Raw genomic sequence first — 22,383 nt, 5'->3', positions numbered from 1 at the left:
AGAGGCATTCATTAAACTTGTTACATAAAGATAAACTGTACATTTGTCAAAACTTATTCTTCAAAGGAACTTTATGAATAACCCGTTACTCGGTATACCCAATATCATCTTTATCATTTTTGGAGGAATATACAGCCTACTGTGTCTTGGCTCATTACTTATTTATCGTTTAAAACAACGTTTATCCGCTCGTGATTACCAAGAATTAACCAAACGGATTAATGCTTGGTGGGTGATGGTGACTATTATTTTTTGTACCTTTTTAGTACCTGAAGGGTTTACTATAACAGCTATTGGCTTTCTTAGTTTTTTTGCTTTCAAAGAATTTGTATCACTTATTCCTACCCGCCGTACTGACCACCGCCCCATCTTTTGGGCCTATATTGCAATTCCCCTCCAATTTTACTGGATCTATATAGGTTGGTATGGCATGTTTATTATTTTCATTCCCCTCTATATGGCACTTTTTTTACCCATGCGTATGGTATTGATTGGTAATACCAAAGGATTTATGGCTGCAGCTAGTACAATAAACTGGCTACTTTTATTTACCGTTTTTTGTTTAAGTCATATGGCATACTTTCTGAAGCTTCCTGATAGTGTTAACGAACACGCAAGTAATTATGGCTTAATTTTATTTTTAGTGTTACTTGCGCAATTTAATGACGTTATGCAATTTACTTGGGGGAAACTATTAGGCAAACATCCCGTTCTATCAACAGTAAGCCCTAAAAAAACAACCGAAGGGTTTATTGGAGGTTTAATAATTACCACATTATTAGCCTATCTATTAGCCCCTTACCTGACCCCCCTCACGGTATGGGAAAGCATAGGTGCAGGGCTAATGATTGCTACATTTGGCTTTATTGGAGATGTTTCCATTTCTGCCGTTAAACGCGATCTGAATATTAAAGACAGTGGCACTCTAATTCCTGGACACGGCGGCATTCTTGATCGTGTTGATAGTCTAATTTATACCACACCATTATTTTTTCATTATGTCTACTACTTACACTACTAAAACAAAAACCAAGTGGCTCAAACTATTTTTTTTTGCTGCGCTTATTAAAATTCTAATTGGCCTACGCATTTATAACCGTGAGCATTTACCTGACAATGGGCCTGCTATTGTTGTTGCCAATCACAACAGTCATCTCGATGCTATTGTATTGATGAGTTTATATCCGCTTAAAAAATTATCAATGGTAAGGCCTGTTGCAGCCGCAGACTATTTCTTAAGAAATCGTTTCCTTTCATGGTTTTCAACGCATGTATTAGATATTGTCCCCCTTTCTCGAAATAACACACAAAATAAAGAGGATCTCTTACACCCCTGCCATCAAGCATTAATAAATGGTCAAATACTCATTTTATTTCCGGAAGGAACTCGTGGTGAACCAGAACAACGTCAACCATTAAAAAAAGGAATTTATTATTTGAGCCAAGCACATACAGAGTGTACGGTTACCCCTGTTTTTATCTACGGACTCGGCAAGTCACTACCCAAAGGAGAAAAAATTATTGTTCCGTTTTTCTCAGATATTGTCATTGGACAATCAATTCCAGCAGCATCTAATGCCTCTGATTATATAGTCAACCTACAAGCAAGCTTCGATCAACTATCAAGCAAAATAAAAACTGATCGTTATATCATTTAAAACATAAAAAAAGCCACACATTGTGTGGCTTTCACTAAAATTATCAATATCTAATTTATAATTGCTTTATTCTCACATTATCTACAAAGAATCCTTTATATCCAGGAGTATACATATAAAGTTCAGCATATTTAATACTTTGATTAGGGACATTAACTACACCCTGTAATGTTGTCCAACGCCAACCAGAAACACTTTGTGTACTTACAGGAATCCACTGATACTGACCATTAGTATTTACAACATAAAGATATGCATATAATGGCGTTGAAGTACTTATCCAAGTATCAAAGCTAACTTGGAAATTTTCCCCTGCTTTAATATGCTCTTTCACATTGCCAATAGTTCCCGTCCAGTAGTAACTGCTGTTTTTAACTTCCAGTATCTGGTTACTTCTGTTCCGATGATCATAGGCATAGTTTAATGAACTATAAAACCCATTCCACCCTGACATTGATTTTGCAAAGTCATAGGTGAAGTCACTCTTTTGTTGTGTATAAACTGGTGTAGTTGTTGTGTTAGTAGTATTCGTCACTTTAGTGGGGCGGAAAGAAACAAGCTGATTACCCATTTCAGATAACGCTCTACTTGCATCTGCAACATTGTCACTGCCACAAGCTCGTCCTTCACAAATATTTTTTCTGGGGTTAGAGAATATAGGTTGAACATTCCAGGTGCCATAAGCTGAAGGATAAGCCATAGGTGTGTGAAATGTATTATTTTCACCCCAACCTCTACTGAACGTGAATGAGCCTAAGCTGTGATAATAGGGGTTATAACCACTTTCATTATCTTGAGGTAACGAGTGGCGAAGCCCCATATTATGGCCTGTTTCGTGCGCTACAATATAAATATAGCAATTTACTGCTGACAGGTTATAACCATGATCACCTCTTGCTGAATTACGGTAAAAAGAACCATCATTAGCGCCACTGGAAATCCAGCCAATACCACATGACTCTCCAGGAGGGTTTTTATAAACAACAGAAACAATATCAGCACCATATTTATCACGTAGCTGATTAATCCGCTGGTCATAACTTACTTGATTTAATTTTTGGTTCGTTGCCCTATTAAGATCGCCAGCCCAATCTACTTTCTGAATATGGACAATTCTGGCATCAAATCCTGCATCACTATTTTTTAACGTGCGGTTAAAGTACTCAACAAAACTATTAATTCGAGCATTTATATCTCGCCCTTCCCACGTTGTTGTCGCTTCAGGTGTATATAACAAAAGCATATCGAGTGTTTTTGCTTCTGCGGCTGAAAGCATAGTTAAACACGATAGTCCTATTGCTGTACTTAACCCAATCATTTTATTTTTTAATAATTTCATAATTTCCCTCTATTTAGTATCGGCTTTTGTTTACTTAAGAGTGTTCATGACCATGAACGTTATTATTCGTTAGTTGGTTTTTATCTATACCTGGAGGTAATGGCTCTTCAACTTTAGGTTGAATCAAGCCATCATTTTCATCAATGAATTGTTGTTTAGCGCGCTCTTTTTCATCAATTATTTTTGTTTTTCCTGTTTTATTATCAACAATAACGGTATAAGTTGAGTTTGCTGTAATAATCGTAAGATGAGTATCAAGCTTACCTTTAACGACAGAAGCACCTTGAGTTGTATTTGGAATATCTCCACTTACAATATCTATATCCCCAAACCCTTTTTTCTGTTTAGAAAAAGTTACTGAAAATGGAATCTGCTCTTGTGGTATTTGAAATGTCAGTGTTTGACCTGGAGCTAAAGAAGAAAACACTGCTGAATCAGTTTTTGTTTCATAATAAGTTAAGCCTTCCGCATCATAAGTCGGCTGCCACTCATCTACGCTCCATAATGTATTAGCTCCAATATTATTGACTTGCTTTGCCTTTTGTTCTTTCGTTTGATGAACCACTTTTTCTTGTAAGAATGGAAGATGAAAATCCTGCTTTACTTCAGGCGCTTCTACACTATTTTCACTTATTTTAATGGGAGTAGTGTTTGACTCTGTTAGTTTAACCAAACCTACGATGGCTGAGCCAAAGATAAAGCCTGCAACGGCTAGAGCTGTTTTTTTATGACGCATCCTTGTTACTCTTTATTACATTTTAAGGGTAATTAATACACGCAATTTATACCTATTCCGTCATAATTTTGTTTTGAAGCTCATCCCAAAACAAAGCGCATTTATAAAAACAATTGGAATTAAACAACTATTTTTTATTTTAAAAATATATAGTCCTTTAGGATTAGCATTTATCAGATGGCATTATGTATAGCCATAACAAAGGTTTTTTAGTGGGGCTAGTCTGGCCTGTTAAGACTAGCAATAACAACAAATCCTACTAATGTGTCGAATCTAGAAGTAAAAATTTTAAGGGATTAAAGGAAGTTATAAGGAGGGAAAATAACAATATATTTTAATGATTCATCTTTTCATGAAGTATACATCATTCCTATAGGAGCTTTTGCTATTTTCAAGCACCTAAAAATCGAGCTATAGGTATACGATCATAATCACTAAATATAATTCTATATAACCTTATCATTAAAAATTATAACAAAGTCTTTTACATTCAAGCAGATAGAAGAATAATACTGAGTAAGTTATTGAGTAAAAACAACGTCTACATACTGCAAACACTGTGAATAGCATGAAAAAAGACAAACAAAAAGTAATCGGAGAAACTCTAAGCGATGATCGCATTAAATCGCTTCTTGAAGTACATCCAGCAGATGATACTCCGGTAGGTTACTATATTTTACAGAGAGCCTATCAAAGCTTACGGGAGGATGACTTTGCTCACTTCTTAAGCTTTTATGTAGAAGCAGGCTTTGACATCAATGTAACAAATCCGTCAGGGAAGACTTTTCTAACACTTTTGTACCAACACGCAGAAGCTTCCCCCTATGTGACAGCCATGGAAAAGTTGGGAGCCAGTCAATAATAACCAGCATCCAAATACTTACTTCCAGGCACAAAGAAACGGCAAGTTTTCACTTGCCGTCAATATGATAAAGCCGAGTAGACACTTTCAGTTACTCATCCACTTTATGACATGCGACTCGATGCCCATCACGTGCTATCAATGTTGGGCGCTCACGAAAACAACGATCCTCACTGATCGGACAACGAGTACAAAAAACACAGCCAACAGGTGGGTTGATGGGTGATGGCAAATCCCCCTCCAATAATTGCATTTGCTTCTTACGTTCTTTTTCTGGATCAGGCACCGGAACAGCAGAAAGAAGTGCCTTTGTGTAAGGATGCAACGGATTATCATACAACTCGTGCCTATCGGCTAACTCAACCAGATTACCCAAGTACATCACCATAACACGATCACTGATGTGCTTTACTACGCTCAGATCATGAGCAATAAACACCAATGATAATCCCATCTCTCGTTGTAGTTCTTTCAGTAAGTTGACCACCTGGGCTTGTATAGACACATCCAGAGCACTCACAGGCTCGTCACATATTACGAGTTTAGGCTCTAAAATAAGTGCTCGAGCAATACCGACACGCTGACATTGTCCACCAGAAAATTCATGGGGATAGCGGTTAATCACATTTTGCAGAAGACCAACACGCTTCATCATGACTTCCACTCTTTCCTCAACCTTTCTACGAGCCAGGTGGGGATAAAAACTAATCAATGGTTCGGCAATGATTTCACCAATGGTCATTCTTGGATTTAAGGAGGCTAACGGATCCTGAAATATAAATTGCAAATCCTGCCGTTTAACCCGAAGCTTTTTCTCATCAAGTTGAGTTAAGTCCTGTCCCAGCCAAAGCACCTGACCATCCTGAGCAGGAATAAGCCCAATTAATGCTCTCGCCAAAGTCGATTTGCCGCACCCAGACTCACCTACAACGCCTAGTGTTTCGCCTTCATAGATATCAAAACTCACGCCATCAACAGCTTTTAAAACAGGCTTAGGGTCCCATGGCCAACGACGCCCTTTGTCAACCTGAAAGTGCACTTTTAAATCACGGATTTGGGCTATGACATTCTGTTGTGTAATCATGCGACCGCCTCCTCTTTCAGATGACAAGCACGCTGTTGATAATTATTAAAGGATGTTAAGGCTGGTTTCTCTGTACGACAGAGATCTACAGCATGTTGGCAACGTTCCTGGAATGGACAACCTTTAGGTAAACTCAATAAATTGGGTGGATTACCTGGAATGGTCCGTAATTCTGCCTGATCACTCTCTAAATCAGGAATAGAGTCAAGTAACCCTTTGGTATAAGGATGTGTTGGTTTGTAGAAAACATCTTGGACAGAGCCATACTCCATGGTACGACCAGCATACATTACCATGACTTTATCACATAGCCCTGCCACGACACCTAAGTCATGAGTAATCATAATAATTGCCGTATTAAATTCCTTTTTTAATTCCTGTAATAATGTGATGATTTGTGCCTGAACGGTAACATCCAATGCTGTGGTAGGTTCATCAGCAATAAGCAGTTTAGGCCGGCACAGCAAAGCCATCGCAATCATAACCCGTTGCCGCATTCCTCCCGAAAATTCATGGGGATACATATCGAAACGCTTTTTAGCTTCAGGAATTTTTACCGCATCCAATAATCGAATTGATTCTGCTTTAGCTTCCTGCTTTGACATATTTTTATGAAGGATTAATACCTCCATTAACTGCTTGCCTATTTTCATATAAGGGTTAAGGCAAGTCATCGGATCCTGAAAAATCATAGCGATTTTTTCAGCACGAATTTTATTTAATGTTGAAGGTGGTAAGTTTAAAATATTTTGCCCTTCAAACTCAGCTGATCCTGATACTTGACCATTTTTTGCGAGCAATCCCATCAAAGAAAATGCCATTTGGCTTTTTCCTGAGCCTGACTCACCGACAATACCAAGTGTTTCTCCCTCAGATAAGGAGAATGTTAAATCATCAACTGCGGTAACCACACCATCATGTGTAGAAAACTGAACTTTAAGATTATTTACTGCCAGTAATGACATACTATCTTCTCCCTAGCGGTCTTTGGGGTCTAATGCATCACGCAAACCATCACCAATAAAGTTAAAACAAAATAGTGTCACTACTAGAAATCCAGCAGGAAACAATAACTGCCATGGGTATAAATCCATGGTTTTACGTCCTTCAGATATGAGGGCCCCCCAACTCGTTTGGGGTTCTTGTATGCCTAATCCTAAAAAGCTCAAGAAAGACTCAAATAAAATCATGCTTGGTACTAACAAAGTGGCATAAACAACCACCACACCTAACACATTAGGAACAATATGCCGTGTAATTATTTTATTGGTGCGCACACCACAAGCATGAGCAGCCTCAATAAATTCTTTATTTTTCATACTTAATGTTTGCCCACGCACTATCCTGGCCATATCCAACCACGACACCATGCCTATCGCCACAAAAATGAGTAAAATATCTCGCCCAAAAAATGTTACTAATAAAATGACAAAAAACATAAAAGGAAATGAATTCAGTACTTCAAGGGTACGCATCATTAAATTATCGACTCTCCCCCCCAAAAAACCTGAAATAGCACCATAAAGTGTACCAAATATAACAGCCACTAATGCACCAGAGACACCGACTAGCATCGATATTTGTCCACCCATCATCGTGCGTACAAATATATCTCTACCTAAACTATCTGTGCCAAAGTAATGTCCATTATCCATTGATGGTGCAACATCCATAGCCCCCCAGTCGGTATCATCATAGACATACTCACTGATACTGGGACCAATAAATGTCATTATCGTAATTAATAACAGTAAAACTAAGCTTGATATGGCGGCTTTATTTCTAATAAAGCGTATCCAGGCATCCTGCCATAAACTTCGCCCTTTAACCTCAGAAGCTTCTACCAGATTATCCAGTACATTGATTTTTTTGGTTAGCGTCAACATGTGTTTATCTCTTCTCTCACCGGCATTATTTTTTTGTCTTTCACTGATGACAGATACATTATTTTATTTTGAAACTGTATCAGTGAAGACACTCTGTTCTATGCATAACGAATTTTAGGGTCGATAAGCCCATACAAAATATCGACAATTGCATTAAAACTAATTGTTAAAACACCGATTAAAATGGTTAGTCCCATTACCATTGAGTAATCACGATTTAGCGCACCATTCACAAACAGCTGACCAACACCACCAATATTAAAGATGGTTTCTATGACAACTGATCCAGTAATAATACCGACAAAAGCAGGACCTAAATAAGATACGACAGGCAGCAACGTTGGACGTAATGCATGACGGAAAATAATATATCCACCTGGTAAGCCTTTTGCTCGAGCTGTACGGATATAATTACTATTTAAGACCTCAATCATACTCCCCCGAGTTATACGTGCGATAGCCGCAATGTAGTGCGTTGCCATTGCAATAACAGGTAAGATCATGTATTTAAACTGACCATCGTTCCAGCCACCCGCTGGAAGCCATCGGTACATAATGGCGAATATCAACACCATAAGCGGAGCCAATACAAAGTTAGGAATAACGACTCCCGTCATCGCAACGGTCATACTGGTATAGTCAATCCACGTATTTTGTCTTATCGCTGCCACCACACCAAATGTCACGCCAAACAATACTGCAACAACAAAAGAAGCAATGCCTAATTTGGCTGAAACAGGAAATGCCTGAGCCAACAATTCATTAACAGTATAATCCTTATATTTAAAAGAAGGACCTAGATCTCCTTGTAGTAAATTACCAAGATAAATAAAAAACTGTTTCCAAACAGGTTCATTTAAATGATATTTTGCTTCGATATTGGCAAGCACTTCAGCTGGGAGTGCTCGTTCGGAGGTAAATGGGCTTCCTGGTGCAGAATGCATCAGAAAAAAAGAAATGGCAATCAAAATTAATAAGGTGGGCACAGCAATAACAAGTCTGCGCATAATTAGCTTTAACATAAACTGATCCCGCCGTAGCAATTGCCGACTAGTTTTTATTCATAATATATTTAATTATTAAATAAAAATCAGAGCCAGCGCTTTTAGCTATAACGATTTTTTAAGACTTATAACCAATAAATCAGCTCAATAACAAATAGTTTGTACTATTAATTATCGAGCTAATATCACAGGTTACTCTCCTTGTATATACTCGCTATAGATATGCTTTGTATTGTTAATGTTTGATGATGTAATAATCTTTTGAGTAAATATTATTCAGTGGGTCCTGATTGTGGTAACCACCAACAAACGGCTTAACAAGACGGGCTGTCACATCATGATAAATGGGTGCAATAGGCACATCACGGGCAAGCAGTTGCTCTGCTTTCAAGTAAAACTCACCAGGATTTTCAGCTTTAACGGCATTAACAAGCAACTGGTCATACTCAGGATTGTTATACTTTGGATCATTCAAGCTGTTCTTTGATGTCATCAAATCAAGCATGGTTGATGCTTCATTATAGTCACCATTCCAACCAGCTCTTGCTACTTGGAAATTACCTAAACGCTTATTATCAAGGTATGTTTTCCACTCTTGATTTTCGAGTGAAACTTTAGCGCCTAACGTTTTTTTCCACATGGAAGCAATTGCGACTGCAATCTTTTTATGATTGTCATCTGTATTGTATAGCAGCGTAAAAGATAAAGGCTTGTCTTTTGAGTATCCTGCCTCAGCTAATAACTTTTTCGCCATTTCATTGCGTTCTTTCTGAGATAGCTTAGCAATGTTATTCTCAGGTGCTTTAAACCCATCAATATTTGCTGGGGTTAAATTAAAGGTTGGTAACTGTCCCATACCTAATATTTTGTCAGTAATTACTTCTCGATTAATTGCTAATGATAAAGCTTTTCTTACTTTTACATCATCAAATGGCTTTTTACGTGTGTAAAAACTGTAGTAGTAAGTTGATGCCTGACTAGTGATGTGTAATTCGTCAGCCATTTCTTTTTTAATACGCTTAAACTGCTCTATGGGTAACCGCTCATAGGTCAGATACACTTCATTAGCACGATAACGATCAAGCTCAGCATTCCGCTCTTGAATCGGTAAAAAGACAACTTCATTTAAGACGGTGTGCTTGTTGTCCCAGTATTCAGCGTTACGCTCTAAAACAATTTTTTCATTAACAACCCAGCTCTTTAATTTAAACGCACCGTTGGATACCATTTTGCCAGGACGAGTCCACTGACTACCAAGTTTTTCAACCACTTTTTTGGGTACTGGGTATGTGGTTGTATGCACCATCATCTTAACGAAATAAGGTAAAGGTTTCTCCAGTGTAACTTGGAAAGTATGACCATCAACAGCTTTAACACCTAATTTAGATCTATCTTCTTTACCATTGATAATAGCGCCTGCATTTTTAATTGCCGCAAGCTCAAAGTACCAAGCATAATTAGACGCTAATTTAGGATCGACACCACGTTGAAAGGCATATACAAAATCTTCAGCAGTGACTGGGTCTCCGTTTGACCAGTGAGCATCTTTACGCAAGTGGAAGGTATAAACCATCTTATCTTTGCTAACATCCCAGCGTTCAGCAACACCAGGTATTACACTGCCATCCTGGGCATTAGAAACAAGCCCCTCAAACAAATCGCGCGCTATGGCTGAACCAGGTGTTCCTTCAATCTTTTGAGGGTCTATAGAGGCAGGCTCTGAACCATTGCCCCGAATGAGGCGTTGTTCTTTATCCAGCTTTACTCCTTCTGGTACAACAGCAGCATGTGTGGCAATGCCTATACATAGAAAGGACATACACACAGCATGTGAGATCTTTTTTAGTATCATAGTCAAGACTCCTATTGGCAAAACAAACGCAATCAACTTTTCATTATGTTTTCATTATTTTGGCGTTTACTACGCAATACCCATAGAGAGTCATTATTAGCGGGCCAAGCTTCTGCACAATAAGTGACAGCAGCTTTCAACTAATTTAAAAAGTGCTGACTGTGCCAAAAAAGTAATGTAGTAATTCCACTGACTACTTCCTGAGTGACTGGATAACAGTACACTGGCAACAAGATCTAAACACACCCTCTAAAAATGACTAGCAAAGGGTACAAGCTTCAGAGTAAGTCCCCTTCCCCTGAGTGCTCATTGGTACACAACCTATTAATCTCTTTTTATAAAATAAAATACACTCAAAATAAACAATCTGTTACATTCTAGATAATTATTATACAGTCAGCAAACTAAGTTTACTAAAGGCAAGTGAGCTATAAGACGCCAAAATAAAGATATTTCTAATATAATCCTTTACTGAAGGTATCTGTGAAGATAGCTCGCCCTACTGATTAAAGGCTGTTTTTCCTATAGAATGAGTAAAAAATACAGCGCTAAAATATTACTAGAAATATAAATTTTACTTTATTAGCGCGCTGTCAACCTTAACTTCAATAAAGCCTAATTTAGAGAACACAAATAAAAAAGCAGTGAACAAGTCACTGCTGAAAAATAACAATTTGGAAGGAGTTAACACTTTTTATATCCAGCATAAAAAGTGCCAAGTTTGCTTAATCTATTAAATAATAGCTTATGCCATTAAAAAGATTTGTGTGCTATCAGCAGCAATAGTGTATTTAAGATTACTCAACACTAACTAGTTTTCTATTCGTATGAAAAATAGCCTATTAATACACAAAAAAATTAACAAGTAGATTATCAAATGCGCACAATAAAGGTGCAGCACGATCTAAATTAGTGCACAAAAAAGGCCCTTAAAGGGCCTGATTAAAAAACAATCACGCAAACAATGTCTCTTTAAATTTATTTTCATCAAACTCACAGCCTAAATAGTCAACAATTGACCGCAAGTCTTTCTCCGCATTATCCAAACAACTGGTCCCTCCTGGAGAGGGTGTCATGTTAAAGATAATACCTTTTTCTTTAATTTTGGCCTCGCCCATTAATAGCTGTTTTTTCTCTTTATCAATTAATTGTGGCCTTACACCACCAAATCCTTTCGCAAAAGAAATATCAGCTAATGTCAAAGAAGGAATAATTTTTTGGGCATCTTTTAAGAATAAACGACGTCGGACATAAGGTACTTCAAATAACATATTCTTAAAAATGTAATTACGAATATCAGGTACCTTTAATAAATCCCAAAATACCTTAACGACAGCACTATCTAATCGAAGTACTTTTAAAAAGTCTAAAATAGTTCCGGGGTTATAACGCTCCAGCATCGGCAATAATAGTGCTGTAGGTCCAAACCGGGTTTTGCCATCTACCAATACATCAGGATCGCCATGAATAGCGGCAAAAGGAAGTTTATCATTTTGAACAGTATAAACTTTTCCATTTAATACTTTAGGAGTGAAGTAAAAGCTCCCCGCCATAGGCATACAAGAAAAATTTAAGCCATAGCCCATTTTCTGAGCATAGAGCAAGCTATGTCCACAAGCAGATACAACAACAAATTTAGCAAAATAGTCACCTTTATCTGTTACTACTCTAAACCGTTCCCCATCTTGACGAATGTCCTCAACTTTTGTACCTAAGCAAATATCGATGGACTTGTCTTGAACCTGCTTTGCCTGTGCCACAAAAGAGCGAGCGAGTGCAGCAAAATCTACCGCTGTGTACTCATCTACAGCACCTAGTGCTGCCAGCTCTTCTGGCCGTTCGCGACCGTTGAGATTAACGACATTCGGTTCGACTTTGGCGATATCGCTTTTCTCAAACAACTCCATACTGGGAAAATGTTGCTTAAATACCTCAAAACGTTCTCGAAGAAACTGACTCTCCTTTGCACCAACCCCCAGTACCATTTTGGGGTATTTGAACACAATTTGCTCATATTCTTCTTTTGGCAATTGCAAGGCGTATGTTCTAAGCATATCTGCAGCACGCTTGACAACAAGAGCCTTTTCCAAGGAGTAGTTGGTTTCAATATCGCCGCAATGGATTGTCTGACTGTTATTACTACCTTTGGAGCTCACCTGAGCCAAGTCATAGTACTTTTCAACTAAACAAATAGACTTGAGGTTAGTAAATTTTGCGAGTTCATAGAGGAGTGCGGTACTGGATACGCCACCGCCAACGATCAATACATCATGGGTATGTACAGTCATAACTGCTTCGGCTCTCTAAGGTGCTTTTAGTATGTTTATAGCTTCACGCGTTGAGATTGCTGCGACTGGATAAGTACAGCGCTCTCATTATACCGAATTCAAACCTATTTGACTGCGTATTCCCATTGATATTAAAAATGGTGAATATAAATCTAACTTATTCTTATCTATAGACTCAAAGTATCAGCTGTATGATGCCACAGCTACTTTCACATAAAGCCTAAACTTAAGGAGTGTTTTAACTCCCAACAAGTAAGAGGCTTTTGATATAACACGGCTCATAAATTACACCGCATATTAGAACTTGCTCTTAATCAAAATGAGACGTAGAACAAAATTATTTAGCAAGATGCCACATAGTAAACTGGTATAATACGCTCCACAAAATTACTAATAATTGTCATTATTTGATGGCTATTCTTTTGATTAAGATAAATCTTATATAGCATACAGGTTTCCTGCATTGTCTTTTAGTGAGGTATCTTAATGACTTACATTATCTACATCAATGTAAGCTGCAACGCAGTAAAAAGAGCGTATTACTCACTCAAACTGTGATAACTTATCGCAAGCATTACATGTTTAAATTATGATCAAACAAATTATTTCTGAGGAGTACTTATCCAAAACAAAGCAATACATAATTGATAAGCTGTCTTATTTTACTGCTTAATACAACACGTATCATCAAACTATGAGCCAATACACTAGATACAACTAAATAGACATTAGTCAAAATTAGGTATAACTCATTTGCTATTTGGGCCATACATTGTCAAACGCGATTAATACGTCAACTCCATCGTCCTTATCACAGACCCCTTCCGTCTGGCAAAGTATACGTTTACCCATTGCCTACAAGCTTGCTTTTATCCTTACCCTCACAATGACCGTAGGTATGGCCATCATGGGTACAGTGATCACAACAAATCAATACCGCCTAATGAGAGAGCAAGTAGATGATTTTGGTACCACTATCGTTAATCAGCTTGCTGCCGCAGCCCAAGAGCCCCTATTTACTGATGATTTAGTTGGACTAAAGGTTTTAACCAACAATCTCTCCAATGAGTCAGATATAAAAGGTGTGGCAATTTACACCAATAATGGCGAACTCATGGTTGCCCAAGGTTATATTCCACAAGCAACTGTCAACGAATTACTCATTGAAGAAAACCGGTTACCTAATCACACATTTCGCATCGAATGGAAAAAACCTGGAAGTTATTCTGAAAAAGCCGAAATGGTTGCTTTTGTTAGCTCCATCCAGTTCCAAGATGTTGTTGCAGGATACGCAATGGTTAGTTTTAGCCAAGTGCGCATGTTTGAAGTTGTACGCAGTTCCGTCAAAGGAATTATCCTCACAACAGTAATCCTGTCATTACTGATGAGCTTTATTGCTATCGTTATGGGGCGCCGTCTATCTAGACCCATTCACAGCCTTATGAATGCAGCCTCTGCAGCACTCAACCATGGTAATGAAGAAAAAAACGTCTCCTTATCTCAGGATGAGCTTAGCTATCTCGCCGCCAGCATGAAAACATTAGCAAAAGGCTTTGGTGAACGTTCACAGATTGAGTCTATTTTTTCACGCTTTGTATCTAAAAGTGTGGCCACACAGCTTTTGGAAAAAATGGATGAAGTCACCATTGGTGGAGGACAACAAGTCGAAGCCACTGTTGTCTTTGTAGATATTGTAGGTTTCACCAGCTTATCAGAAAACATGTCACCAAAAGACGTTGCAGCCATGCTGAACGAGTATTTTAGTTATTTTTATGAATGCAGCACGGCTTTTTCAGGTATTGTAGATAAATTTATTGGTGACTGTGCAATGGTTGTATTTGGTACACCAACACCAGATGACGACCATCGATTAAACGCTATTGCTTATGCTGTTGCCGTACAAAAATTAATTCGCGTTGTCAATAAAAAACGACAAGCAAATGGTCTATTCCCTGTCAATGTGAGGATAGGAATGAACTGTGGTTTAATGCTAGCGGGTCTCTTAGGCGCCAATGAACGCTTGGAATACACTGTTATTGGCGATGCAGTTAATTTAGCTTCCCGTTTAGCAGACAAAGCAGGCTCAGGACAAATTATTATCCCCTCTAGCATCTATGAGCACCCAACGGTAAAAAACAAGATTTGTGTACAACACCATGGCACCTTATCGCTTAAAGGCAAAGCAATGGAAATAGAAGCCTTTCGCGTGACTAATCTCACAGGTGAATATCACGAGACAATGCGAGAATTAGTCAAAAAGATTCTCCACGAGGCGCAAGACCAATGAAATACTCGTCATTTCGCTTCTCTATCTTAGTTGCATTATGCTGTATACAGCTTACAGGGTGTCGACTACCTCAAGCTTTCCTCACCTATAGAGAAAAACCACCCTATCCAACCAAAAACGTTGAATCCTTAACAGCAGAAGCAGAGAAAGCAGCAGCAAACCAAAAGTGGCATACGGCACTTACACGTTATGAGCAGGCATTAATGCTCAAACCTGATGATGAAAAACTGCAAGCCGCTTTTGAACAAACACGATCACAACGTGATATCCATATCACCAAGCTACAAAATCGACTTTATTTATTACAAGCCACTGTACTCAGTGATGAAATTAACTTACTTGAAGAAATGGCAGAGGCTGATCCGAGCAATTTACATATTCGTCAACAACTCAAGTCAGCCAAAGCAAATCAAGGAGAACTGTATTATTTTTTACTACAGTGTGCCGACAATGCTGTAGCTTTAAAACGATCTCAACGAGGACTGGAGTGCCTGCAATTAGCAAGTAAACTGCCATATCACACAGCAGATGAAGAGCGAATAACGTCTCTTAAAAAGCAATTAGCCAAAATTGCAGCCCAAGAACAACAAGAGGCACTTGCCGCACGAGCCCCTGTAAAACCATTGCATGCTGAACTTCTTGCAGAGCAAGCCGAACAACGTCAACAAGAGAATCAGCAAAACAAAAATGCCGCTAATAATATCAAGCAATTGAGCAAACTTCAGGAACGTTTTTCTCTAGCATTACAGCGGCAGGATTTTCTGTTAGCCCAATCGTTATTCAGCCAAATTGAGAAAATAGCGTCTAACGATCCTGACCTTAAAAAACAACGAAAAGCACTAAAGCAGCAAACCCAATACTATGTTCAGGCACAAACCCAAAAAGGCATTGAGTTATACAGCACAGGGTATCCAGAACAAGCGCTTGCGACATGGAAGCCATTACTGCAACTAACGCCAAAAAATCAGGAACTGCATAATCACATTGATCGAGCTAAACGTTTTCTGAAAAAATTAAACCAGTTACAAAAAGATAATCACGACGACATTGCAACTCACTAATGTCTGACAGATAAAGAAAAAAATATTAAGGCAAACACGCTCGATTTAGAATATAAATGCTTATTGCACAACCGAAGTCTCAAAGTGATAAATATCACACAAAAGACCAAAACAGTGTCTAAAGTGAGTGACCTGACATTTAATCTATCTTATGGTTTTTTATACTAAATCTAAAATAGAACGATTGATTAACGATGAAAGGGGTTAGAAAAACCTCTAATGTCGATTATCACACTATGCCATTTATTTAAAACGTTACCTTAGTGTTTTGCTTTTTACTTAAATGGTGAAAGCTACACAACACGTTTGGTTAAGTCTGACAAAGCGATGAACTAGTATGATGAAAAAAATGATATCTGCAATATGCCTGGGTTTATCCATACTACTTGCCATGACTGGCTGCGTCTTGTCTCCCCAGCAAATTGATGTAAACCCTACGATCACACTACCAACACGTGTACCTGTTGTGCAACGTACGGTAACCGTTAATGTACAGGACAGTCGCCCAACGAAAGTATTGGGGACACGAGGTGGGTTATACGATAAAACAAGTACAATCACGATTCATAATGACCTTTCTAGAGCCATCAAACATGCTGTAGAACAAGGGTTACTGCAAATGGAAATGCGAATCGACAACCAAAACCCTAGTGTGAAGTTCAATGTGTACATTGAAGAAATAAACTACGACACACCAGACAATAACTATGTCACTCAAGTTAATGTCTCTGCAACAGTTAAAGCCGTTGCTGAAATTGGCTTAAAACGATACACAGGACGCTATCAATCCTCTGCTAAACATCGTGTCGTAAAAGCACCATCTGATGTAAAAAACCAAGAAATTATTAATGACCTGTTAAATGATGGCTTAAGTCGTATGTTTAACGATCAAAGCTTGATTAGGTTTATGCGCTCAAACCCATAAGCCACTATTACAGGCCAAAAGAAGTTAGATACCACTATCAACACTTAGCTCAATTGATATTTTGATAGTGGTATCCAATCTACTTCATTTTGTGCTTAGTCTTATACTTTAACTCTGGACAGCTTGGCAGGTGACTTTTGCCACCATGATGCCAATACATCAGTCCAAGCGTCATGATCGTTAAGGCAAGGGATCAGCGTTAAAGACTCACCTCCCGCAGCCTTAAATATTTCCTCACCTTGAATTGCAATTTCTTCCAAAGTTTCTAAACAATCAGAAACAAAGGCTGGACACATCACTAACAGCTTTTTCACCCCCTGATCAGCTAACGAAACCAGCTGTTTACTTGTGTAAGGCTCCAACCATTTGGCTTTACCTAAACGAGACTGAAAAGCAACAGAATACTTATTCTTTTCAATTCCTGCTTTTGCGACAAAGGCTTCAGTGGTTTTAAATACCTGAGCTCGATAGCAGGTCGAGTGCACGGCTGAGTTTTGTTGACAACAATCAGCAGAAGACAAGCAGTAAGTACCTGTTGGGTCATCTTTACGAATATGTCGCTCTGGCACACCATGATAACTAAAAAGCAAGTGATCATAAGACGCCTGAAGAAAAGGCTTTGCCACTTTGTACAATGCATCAATATACGCATCATCTTCATAAAACACGGGGTGTACATAAACGGGTAAACGTATCTCTTGATCACGAACAATACGCTCTAATTCAACGACACATGTTTTGACTGTAGACATCGCATAGTGAGGGTAAAGAGGTATAACAAGCACTTCTGTTACATCAACTCGACTGGCTAAATTCACTAGCTCCTGCTCAATACTGGGCGATCCATAACGCATGGCATAACGCACACATACCGCATGTGTTTTATTTGCCAACTGTTCAGTCAACCGTCCAGTCAGTACTTTCAACGGTGAACCTTCTGGCCACCAAATACTGGCATACGCCTCAGCTGACTGCTTAGGACGGTGTGGCAAAACAAAACCACTCACAATCAGTCGTCTCAGAAGATAAGGAAGATCAATAACATATTTGTCCATCAGGAACTGATTTAGATAACGACGAACATCAGTGACTGACGGCGAATCAGGTGAGCCAAGATTAACTAAAAGTACTGCACGCCCTTCCATTAGTCGTCCTTAGTTGGCTAATGACTTTTGATTATTGGGAGCGTCTTTAAGCACAAGGTAACCAGCAATACCTGACAATAAAGACCCAAATAAAATTCCGATACGGTCAGTCATTAGATAATCACTACCAAGCTGCTCAAATGCCAGTGAGCCTATAAACAAGCTCATGGTAAAGCCAATACCACATAATAAAGCAACCCCATATAGCTGCCGCCATGTTGCATGGCTAGGGAGTGTAGCTAAACCCAACTTAACCAATAACCAGGTGAAACCAAATACACCTAATTGTTTACCTATAAACAGTCCACCAATTACCCCCAAGGGAATTGAGTCAGTTACTGACTTTAAATCATCCATACTTAAACCAACCCCTGCATTTGCAAAGGCAAAAATAGGTAAAATAGCAAAGGCCACCCAGCCATGAAGCCCTGTTTCCAGTTTATGTAAAGGCGAAAGCACTGTGTGATTTCCCGTCCTTAGCGGAATTGTGAACGCAATAAGTACACCCGCTAATGTTGCGTGAACGCCAGACTTTAAGACACACACCCACATAATTGTTCCTACAACCATGTAAGGCCCTAAACGCAAAACTTTAAAGCGATTAAGCAGTATTAATGTCACCAGGCAAATTGAAGCGGCAATAATGGATTCTATTGATAAGTCACTGGAATAAAATATAGCAATAATAATAATCGCTCCCAGATCATCAATAATTGCCAGCGCCATTAAAAAGATTTTTAGTGAAGGTGGAACGCGATTGCCTAATAGAGAAAGCACACCAAGTGCAAATGCAATATCTGTTGCCGCAGGAATAGCCCAACCCTGGAGAGCTAAAGGATCCTCGTAATTCATTAACACATACACAGCGGCAGGTGCTACCATGCCTCCCACTGCAGCCACAGCAGGTAAGAGTACTTTACTGGGAGAGGACAACTCACCAGACAAAAATTCACGTTTTACCTCAAGCCCAACAACTAGAAAAAAAACAGCCATCAAGCCATCATTAATCCACAACAAAATTGGTTTATCGACGCCTAGCTTACCAATTTTAATCACAAGCTCGACTGACAAAAGCTGATCATAAATATAGGATAATGGTGAGTTGACACAAATCAGTGCCAAAATTGCGGCAAGCACCATAATTATGCCACTGGCTGGCTCTTTGTGTAAAAAGTGCTTTATTTTTTCAATCATTGATACCCCTGAATAAACAACATCGAAAATTTATCACTAGCATCACTTAAGCTATATTAAAAGGCCAGCATATATTAACAAGACAGATAGATGCTACCCTGCATACTGCTCATTTTCATAGCACTCTCATAATTTAAAGCTTTTGTAGTTATTCTAAAAAATGTGTCGTTGTATCAGGCTTAATTTGTCAGAAACGTTGGTCCGAAATACCGCTTATGATGTCTGGACTCCACACACTTTGCATTGAGTATCTTTCGTCAGTTTAAGTGAACGCCACTCCATATGCTTCGCATCCAGTACCAATAAACGTCCAACCAGTGTCGTGCCAAAGCCAATCAATAGCTTAATCACTTCTGTTGCCTGTACTGTACCAATCATCCCAACAACTGAAGCTAAAACCCCAGACTCACTACAGGTCATAGGTTGCTCTTCATGTCCTTCTGGATATAAACAGTGATAGCATGGAGAGCTTGACTCCCTCGTATCAAACACAGTTACCTGCCCTGAAAGACCTATAGCGGCCCCAGAAACTAAAGGCTTTTTATGATGAACACAGAACTTATTTAACACATAACGTGTTGTGAAGTTATCTGTCGCATCGACAATGACATCTGCTTGCTGGAGTTCATCAGGTAACTCCGTTTGCGTAAGTTGGCTTTTTACCGTAAAAATCTGTGTTGCAGGGTTAAGCTGTTTAAGTGCTTTGCTTGCTGAAAGCACTTTATCCATACCGATCGACTCAGTACAATGCACTATTTGTCGCTGTAAATTAGACATATCCACTTGGTCAAAATCAACCAAGACTAACTCACCCACTCCAGCTGCTGCAAGATACATACTCACTGGTGAACCTAACCCACCAAGACCAACAATCGCAACGCAACATTTTGCTAACGTTTCCTGCCCTTGAATATCAACATCCGGTAGCATAATTTGACGGCTATACCGGAGCAGCTCTTCATCACTTAGCATAGGGTAATTTCCTTCGACAGATAGACCTCTTCACAGCAACTGGACAAGCTAGCCAACGCGAAATATTTCAGCATAACCATGGAAGACGAAATACAACTGATGATGACTTAATAGCCATCATCAGAAGCCCATAACTGGAGTAGATTAACAAGAGGGCCATATCCCCCAAGTAATACGCTCATTCCCACCAAAATCAAATGCTGACTGCACCTGTGTATAACCTAGTTTGGTTAACAACTGTCGTACTGCTTCAGCCTGTTGAAAACCATGCTCAAAATACAGGCGACCATCAGACTTCAAATAGCGTGTACTCGTCAACGCAATATGATTAATTGCCGCCATACCTTTTTGCTCAGCAACTAAAGCAGATTTTGGTTCAAAACGAACATCCCCTTTCAATAAGTGAGGATCACAGGCATCAATATACGGGGGATTACTGACAATAATATTGAACTGCTCTGTTTTTGGAATAGCAGCAAACCAGTCACTTTCAAAAAACTGAATATTGTTGATGCCAATCCGCTGCTGATTTCGCTTGGCTAAAGATACCGCTTCTGGCACAACATCCACCCCCAACACGTGCCAGTTAGGGCGTTCATAGGCAAGTGCCAATGCAATAGCACCCGTGCCAGAGCCTAAGTCCAGCACATGGTTACCTTGCACTTTAGCATGATGCTGCAACACAGTTTCAACCAATAGCTCTGTATCCGCACGTGGAATGAGGGTGGCACTTGACACCTCAAGGTCAAATTTCCAAAACCCTCTTTCCCCCACTAAATGAGCAACAGGCTGGCCTGATTTCCGTGCATTTAACAGTGCTATAAAAACAGCTTGCTGCTCGTTAGACAGTGTTTTTTCTGGCCAGGTAAAGCAGTAACTGCGAGGCTGCTGCAAGACAAAACACAACAAGTGCTCCACATCCACTTCTGGCTCATCACAAACTGCTTCCAAGTCACGGGCCATCGCCAGAGCTTGAGCAATCGTTAACTCAGTCATCACTCATTGATGCCAGTAGCTCAGCCTGATGCTCATGAAGCAGTGGCTGTATTACTGAGTTTAAAGACCCTTCCATTACTTCTGGCAGCTTATACAACGTTAGATTTATACGATGATCAGTAACCCGCCCTTGTGGATAGTTATACGTTCTAATCCGCTCTGAACGATCGCCACTACCCACCAGACTCTTGCGCTGATCAGCCACTTCTTTACGAGCCACTTCTTCAACTGCAGAGTTTAGCTTTGCCGCCAGTAAAGACATCGCTTTTGCCCGGTTTTTATGCTGAGAGCGCTCATCCTGGCATTCAACAACAATGCCTGTTGGTAGATGAGTTAAACGAATGGCAGAGTCTGTTTTGTTGACGTGCTGTCCACCAGCACCAGAAGCTCGGAAAGTATCAACACGCAAATCTGCTTTATTGATTTCTACCTGCTCTATTTCATCAGGTTCAGCCATGATCGCAACAGTACATGCTGAAGTATGAATACGGCCTTGTGACTCTGTTTCAGGCACACGCTGTACACGGTGAGCTCCTGATTCAAACTTCAACTTCCCATAAACACCTTCACCGACTACACGACTTATGATTTCTTTATAACCACCATGTTCACCTTCATTAGTGCTTACAACTTCAACTTTCCACTTTTGTTGTTCAGCAAAGCGGCTATACATACGAAACAAGTCGCCTGCAAAAATTGCTGCTTCATCACCACCTGTTCCTGCACGAATTTCCAGAAAAATATTGTGGGAATCATTCGGATCCTTCGGCAATAGTAAAACCTGCAGTTCCTGCTCAAGGTCCTCAATTAGCTTTGCCGTTGTTGCCAACTCTTCCTGAGCCATTTCCCGCATTTCTGCATCGCCATCTTTGGCTAAAGCTTCAGCTTCTTCGTGATCTTCTTTGGCTTGTTGATACTTTTTAAAGCAACTGACAACATCCTCTAAATCGGCATACTCTTTAGAGAATTTACGAAATCGCTCCTGGTCAGTAATGACTTCAGCATCACTTAAGAGTGCGGCCAATTCTTCATAGCGCTCGGCCAGGTTTTCTAATTTAGCGTGAATAGAAGGCTTCATGATCCTCAGACTTTCA

19 protein-coding genes are annotated in these 22,383 nt (G+C 39.4%); 6 read left to right on the top strand and 13 right to left on the bottom strand.

Annotation, left to right across the window (positions count from 1 at the left end; genetic code table 11):
* Nucleotides 1–73: 73 nt before the first annotated feature.
* Together KCG35_RS09530 and KCG35_RS09525 are read left to right on the top strand one after the other, a co-directional pair.
* Nucleotides 74–1,021 carry a phosphatidate cytidylyltransferase gene (locus tag KCG35_RS09530; protein ID WP_215819463.1) on the top strand — a complete coding sequence of 316 codons (948 nt, stop codon included), beginning with the start codon at nt 74–76 and terminating at the stop codon, nt 1,019–1,021.
* On the top strand, nt 999–1,658 hold the full coding sequence (locus KCG35_RS09525) for a lysophospholipid acyltransferase family protein (RefSeq protein WP_215819462.1): 660 nt from the start codon (nt 999–1,001) through the stop codon (nt 1,656–1,658). Before KCG35_RS09530 ends, KCG35_RS09525 begins: the two co-directional genes overlap by 23 nt.
* A 55-nt stretch (nt 1,659–1,713) precedes the next feature.
* Here the strand turns inward: KCG35_RS09525 and KCG35_RS09520 are convergent, their stop codons facing one another.
* Nucleotides 1,714–2,997, bottom strand: a complete 1,284-nt coding sequence (locus KCG35_RS09520) for a zinc-dependent metalloprotease family protein (protein WP_215819461.1) — start codon at nt 2,995–2,997, stop codon at nt 1,714–1,716.
* Between the two features lie 34 nt (nt 2,998–3,031).
* Nucleotides 3,032–3,733 (bottom strand): protease inhibitor BamI-like protein, encoded by a 702-nt coding sequence (locus KCG35_RS09515; RefSeq protein WP_215819460.1) that lies wholly within the window; start codon nt 3,731–3,733, stop codon nt 3,032–3,034.
* A gap of 568 nt (nt 3,734–4,301) precedes the next feature.
* Between KCG35_RS09515 and KCG35_RS09510 the strand changes: the two genes are divergently transcribed.
* Nucleotides 4,302–4,595: a PA4642 family protein gene (locus KCG35_RS09510; protein ID WP_215819459.1), complete on the top strand. Its 294-nt coding sequence runs from the start codon at nt 4,302–4,304 to the stop codon at nt 4,593–4,595.
* Nucleotides 4,596–4,686: 91 nt separating this feature from the next.
* On the opposite strand, the gene oppF is transcribed toward KCG35_RS09510, so the two are convergent.
* From oppF to KCG35_RS09480, 6 genes are all read right to left on the bottom strand, one after another.
* Nucleotides 4,687–5,679 carry a murein tripeptide/oligopeptide ABC transporter ATP binding protein OppF gene (gene oppF / locus KCG35_RS09505; RefSeq protein WP_215819458.1) on the bottom strand — a complete coding sequence of 331 codons (993 nt, stop codon included), beginning with the start codon at nt 5,677–5,679 and terminating at the stop codon, nt 4,687–4,689.
* Entirely contained in the window at nt 5,676–6,644 is a 969-nt protein-coding gene (gene oppD / locus KCG35_RS09500; RefSeq protein ID WP_215819457.1) for an oligopeptide ABC transporter ATP-binding protein OppD, read from the bottom strand. Before oppD ends, oppF begins: the two co-directional genes overlap by 4 nt.
* Nucleotides 6,645–6,656: 12 nt before the next feature.
* Nucleotides 6,657–7,565, bottom strand: a complete 909-nt coding sequence (gene oppC / locus KCG35_RS09495) for an oligopeptide ABC transporter permease OppC (protein ID WP_215819456.1) — start codon at nt 7,563–7,565, stop codon at nt 6,657–6,659.
* Nucleotides 7,566–7,663: 98 nt separating this feature from the next.
* A complete protein-coding gene (oppB, locus tag KCG35_RS09490; protein WP_215819455.1) occupies nt 7,664–8,587 on the bottom strand; it encodes an oligopeptide ABC transporter permease OppB in 924 nt (307 codons plus the stop codon).
* Between the two features lie 217 nt (nt 8,588–8,804).
* Nucleotides 8,805–10,421 (bottom strand): ABC transporter substrate-binding protein, encoded by a 1,617-nt coding sequence (locus tag KCG35_RS09485; RefSeq protein WP_215819454.1) that lies wholly within the window; start codon nt 10,419–10,421, stop codon nt 8,805–8,807.
* A 953-nt stretch (nt 10,422–11,374) separates the two neighbouring features.
* Nucleotides 11,375–12,709 carry an FAD-dependent oxidoreductase gene (locus KCG35_RS09480; protein ID WP_215819453.1) on the bottom strand — a complete coding sequence of 445 codons (1,335 nt, stop codon included), beginning with the start codon at nt 12,707–12,709 and terminating at the stop codon, nt 11,375–11,377.
* A gap of 907 nt (nt 12,710–13,616) precedes the next feature.
* On the opposite strand from KCG35_RS09480, the gene KCG35_RS09475 reads away from it, so the two are divergent.
* The 3 genes from KCG35_RS09475 to KCG35_RS09465 all read left to right on the top strand — a co-directional run bounded on the left by KCG35_RS09475 (nt 13,617) and on the right by KCG35_RS09465 (nt 16,982).
* Nucleotides 13,617–14,996: an adenylate/guanylate cyclase domain-containing protein gene (locus KCG35_RS09475; RefSeq protein ID WP_215819452.1), complete on the top strand. Its 1,380-nt coding sequence runs from the start codon at nt 13,617–13,619 to the stop codon at nt 14,994–14,996.
* A complete protein-coding gene (locus KCG35_RS09470) occupies nt 14,993–16,057 on the top strand; it encodes a tetratricopeptide repeat protein (RefSeq protein WP_215819451.1) in 1,065 nt (354 codons plus the stop codon). The genes KCG35_RS09475 and KCG35_RS09470 overlap by 4 nt, the downstream gene beginning before the upstream one ends.
* Before the next feature lie 337 nt (nt 16,058–16,394).
* The gene (locus tag KCG35_RS09465) at nt 16,395–16,982 is read left to right on the top strand and encodes a YajG family lipoprotein (RefSeq protein ID WP_215819450.1); all 588 of its coding nucleotides are present in this window, start codon (nt 16,395–16,397) and stop codon (nt 16,980–16,982) included.
* A gap of 101 nt (nt 16,983–17,083) precedes the next feature.
* Here KCG35_RS09465 and hemH read toward each other — a convergent pair whose 3' ends face one another.
* The 5 genes from hemH to prfA form a co-directional block, all read right to left on the bottom strand.
* A complete protein-coding gene (gene hemH, locus KCG35_RS09460; RefSeq protein ID WP_215819449.1) occupies nt 17,084–18,127 on the bottom strand; it encodes a ferrochelatase in 1,044 nt (347 codons plus the stop codon).
* A 9-nt stretch (nt 18,128–18,136) separates the two neighbouring features.
* The gene (nhaA, locus tag KCG35_RS09455) at nt 18,137–19,321 is read right to left on the bottom strand and encodes a Na+/H+ antiporter NhaA (protein WP_215819448.1); all 1,185 of its coding nucleotides are present in this window, start codon (nt 19,319–19,321) and stop codon (nt 18,137–18,139) included.
* Between the two features lie 213 nt (nt 19,322–19,534).
* Nucleotides 19,535–20,293 carry a HesA/MoeB/ThiF family protein gene (locus KCG35_RS09450; RefSeq protein ID WP_215819447.1) on the bottom strand — a complete coding sequence of 253 codons (759 nt, stop codon included), beginning with the start codon at nt 20,291–20,293 and terminating at the stop codon, nt 19,535–19,537.
* Nucleotides 20,294–20,437: 144 nt separating this feature from the next.
* Nucleotides 20,438–21,289: a peptide chain release factor N(5)-glutamine methyltransferase gene (prmC, locus tag KCG35_RS09445; RefSeq protein WP_215819446.1), complete on the bottom strand. Its 852-nt coding sequence runs from the start codon at nt 21,287–21,289 to the stop codon at nt 20,438–20,440.
* Nucleotides 21,282–22,367, bottom strand: a complete 1,086-nt coding sequence (gene prfA, locus KCG35_RS09440; RefSeq protein WP_215819445.1) for a peptide chain release factor 1 — start codon at nt 22,365–22,367, stop codon at nt 21,282–21,284. The genes prmC and prfA overlap by 8 nt, the downstream gene beginning before the upstream one ends.
* Nucleotides 22,368–22,383: the final 16 nt, after the last annotated feature.

The organism is Zooshikella harenae (assembly GCF_018837975.1).
GTDB lineage: Bacteria > Pseudomonadota > Gammaproteobacteria > Pseudomonadales > Zooshikellaceae > Zooshikella > Zooshikella harenae.
Note: the sequence above shows the minus strand (reverse complement) of the source record. Positions and strands in the feature narration are given on the sequence as shown.

Bases quoted from the DNA above. Each gene is read 5' to 3' on its own strand.
- KCG35_RS09485 (WP_215819454.1), bottom strand. From the start codon at position 10,421: ATGATACTAAAAAAGATCTCACATGCTGTGTGTATGTCCTTTCTATGT.
- KCG35_RS09525 (WP_215819462.1), top strand. From the start codon at position 999: ATGTCTACTACTTACACTACTAAAACAAAAACCAAGTGGCTCAAACTA.
- hemH (WP_215819449.1), bottom strand. From the start codon at position 18,127: ATGGAAGGGCGTGCAGTACTTTTAGTTAATCTTGGCTCACCTGATTCG.
- KCG35_RS09450 (WP_215819447.1), bottom strand. From the start codon at position 20,293: ATGCTAAGTGATGAAGAGCTGCTCCGGTATAGCCGTCAAATTATGCTA.
- oppC (WP_215819456.1), bottom strand. From the start codon at position 7,565: ATGTTGACGCTAACCAAAAAAATCAATGTACTGGATAATCTGGTAGAA.
- KCG35_RS09530 (WP_215819463.1), top strand. From the start codon at position 74: ATGAATAACCCGTTACTCGGTATACCCAATATCATCTTTATCATTTTT.
- KCG35_RS09510 (WP_215819459.1), top strand. From the start codon at position 4,302: ATGAAAAAAGACAAACAAAAAGTAATCGGAGAAACTCTAAGCGATGAT.
- KCG35_RS09480 (WP_215819453.1), bottom strand. From the start codon at position 12,709: ATGACTGTACATACCCATGATGTATTGATCGTTGGCGGTGGCGTATCC.
- oppD (WP_215819457.1), bottom strand. From the start codon at position 6,644: ATGTCATTACTGGCAGTAAATAATCTTAAAGTTCAGTTTTCTACACAT.
- prfA (WP_215819445.1), bottom strand. From the start codon at position 22,367: ATGAAGCCTTCTATTCACGCTAAATTAGAAAACCTGGCCGAGCGCTAT.
- KCG35_RS09475 (WP_215819452.1), top strand. From the start codon at position 13,617: ATGGGTACAGTGATCACAACAAATCAATACCGCCTAATGAGAGAGCAA.
- oppB (WP_215819455.1), bottom strand. From the start codon at position 8,587: ATGTTAAAGCTAATTATGCGCAGACTTGTTATTGCTGTGCCCACCTTA.
- KCG35_RS09470 (WP_215819451.1), top strand. From the start codon at position 14,993: ATGAAATACTCGTCATTTCGCTTCTCTATCTTAGTTGCATTATGCTGT.
- prmC (WP_215819446.1), bottom strand. From the start codon at position 21,289: ATGACTGAGTTAACGATTGCTCAAGCTCTGGCGATGGCCCGTGACTTG.
- nhaA (WP_215819448.1), bottom strand. From the start codon at position 19,321: ATGATTGAAAAAATAAAGCACTTTTTACACAAAGAGCCAGCCAGTGGC.
- KCG35_RS09515 (WP_215819460.1), bottom strand. From the start codon at position 3,733: ATGCGTCATAAAAAAACAGCTCTAGCCGTTGCAGGCTTTATCTTTGGC.
- oppF (WP_215819458.1), bottom strand. From the start codon at position 5,679: ATGATTACACAACAGAATGTCATAGCCCAAATCCGTGATTTAAAAGTG.
- KCG35_RS09465 (WP_215819450.1), top strand. From the start codon at position 16,395: ATGATGAAAAAAATGATATCTGCAATATGCCTGGGTTTATCCATACTA.
- KCG35_RS09520 (WP_215819461.1), bottom strand. From the start codon at position 2,997: ATGAAATTATTAAAAAATAAAATGATTGGGTTAAGTACAGCAATAGGA.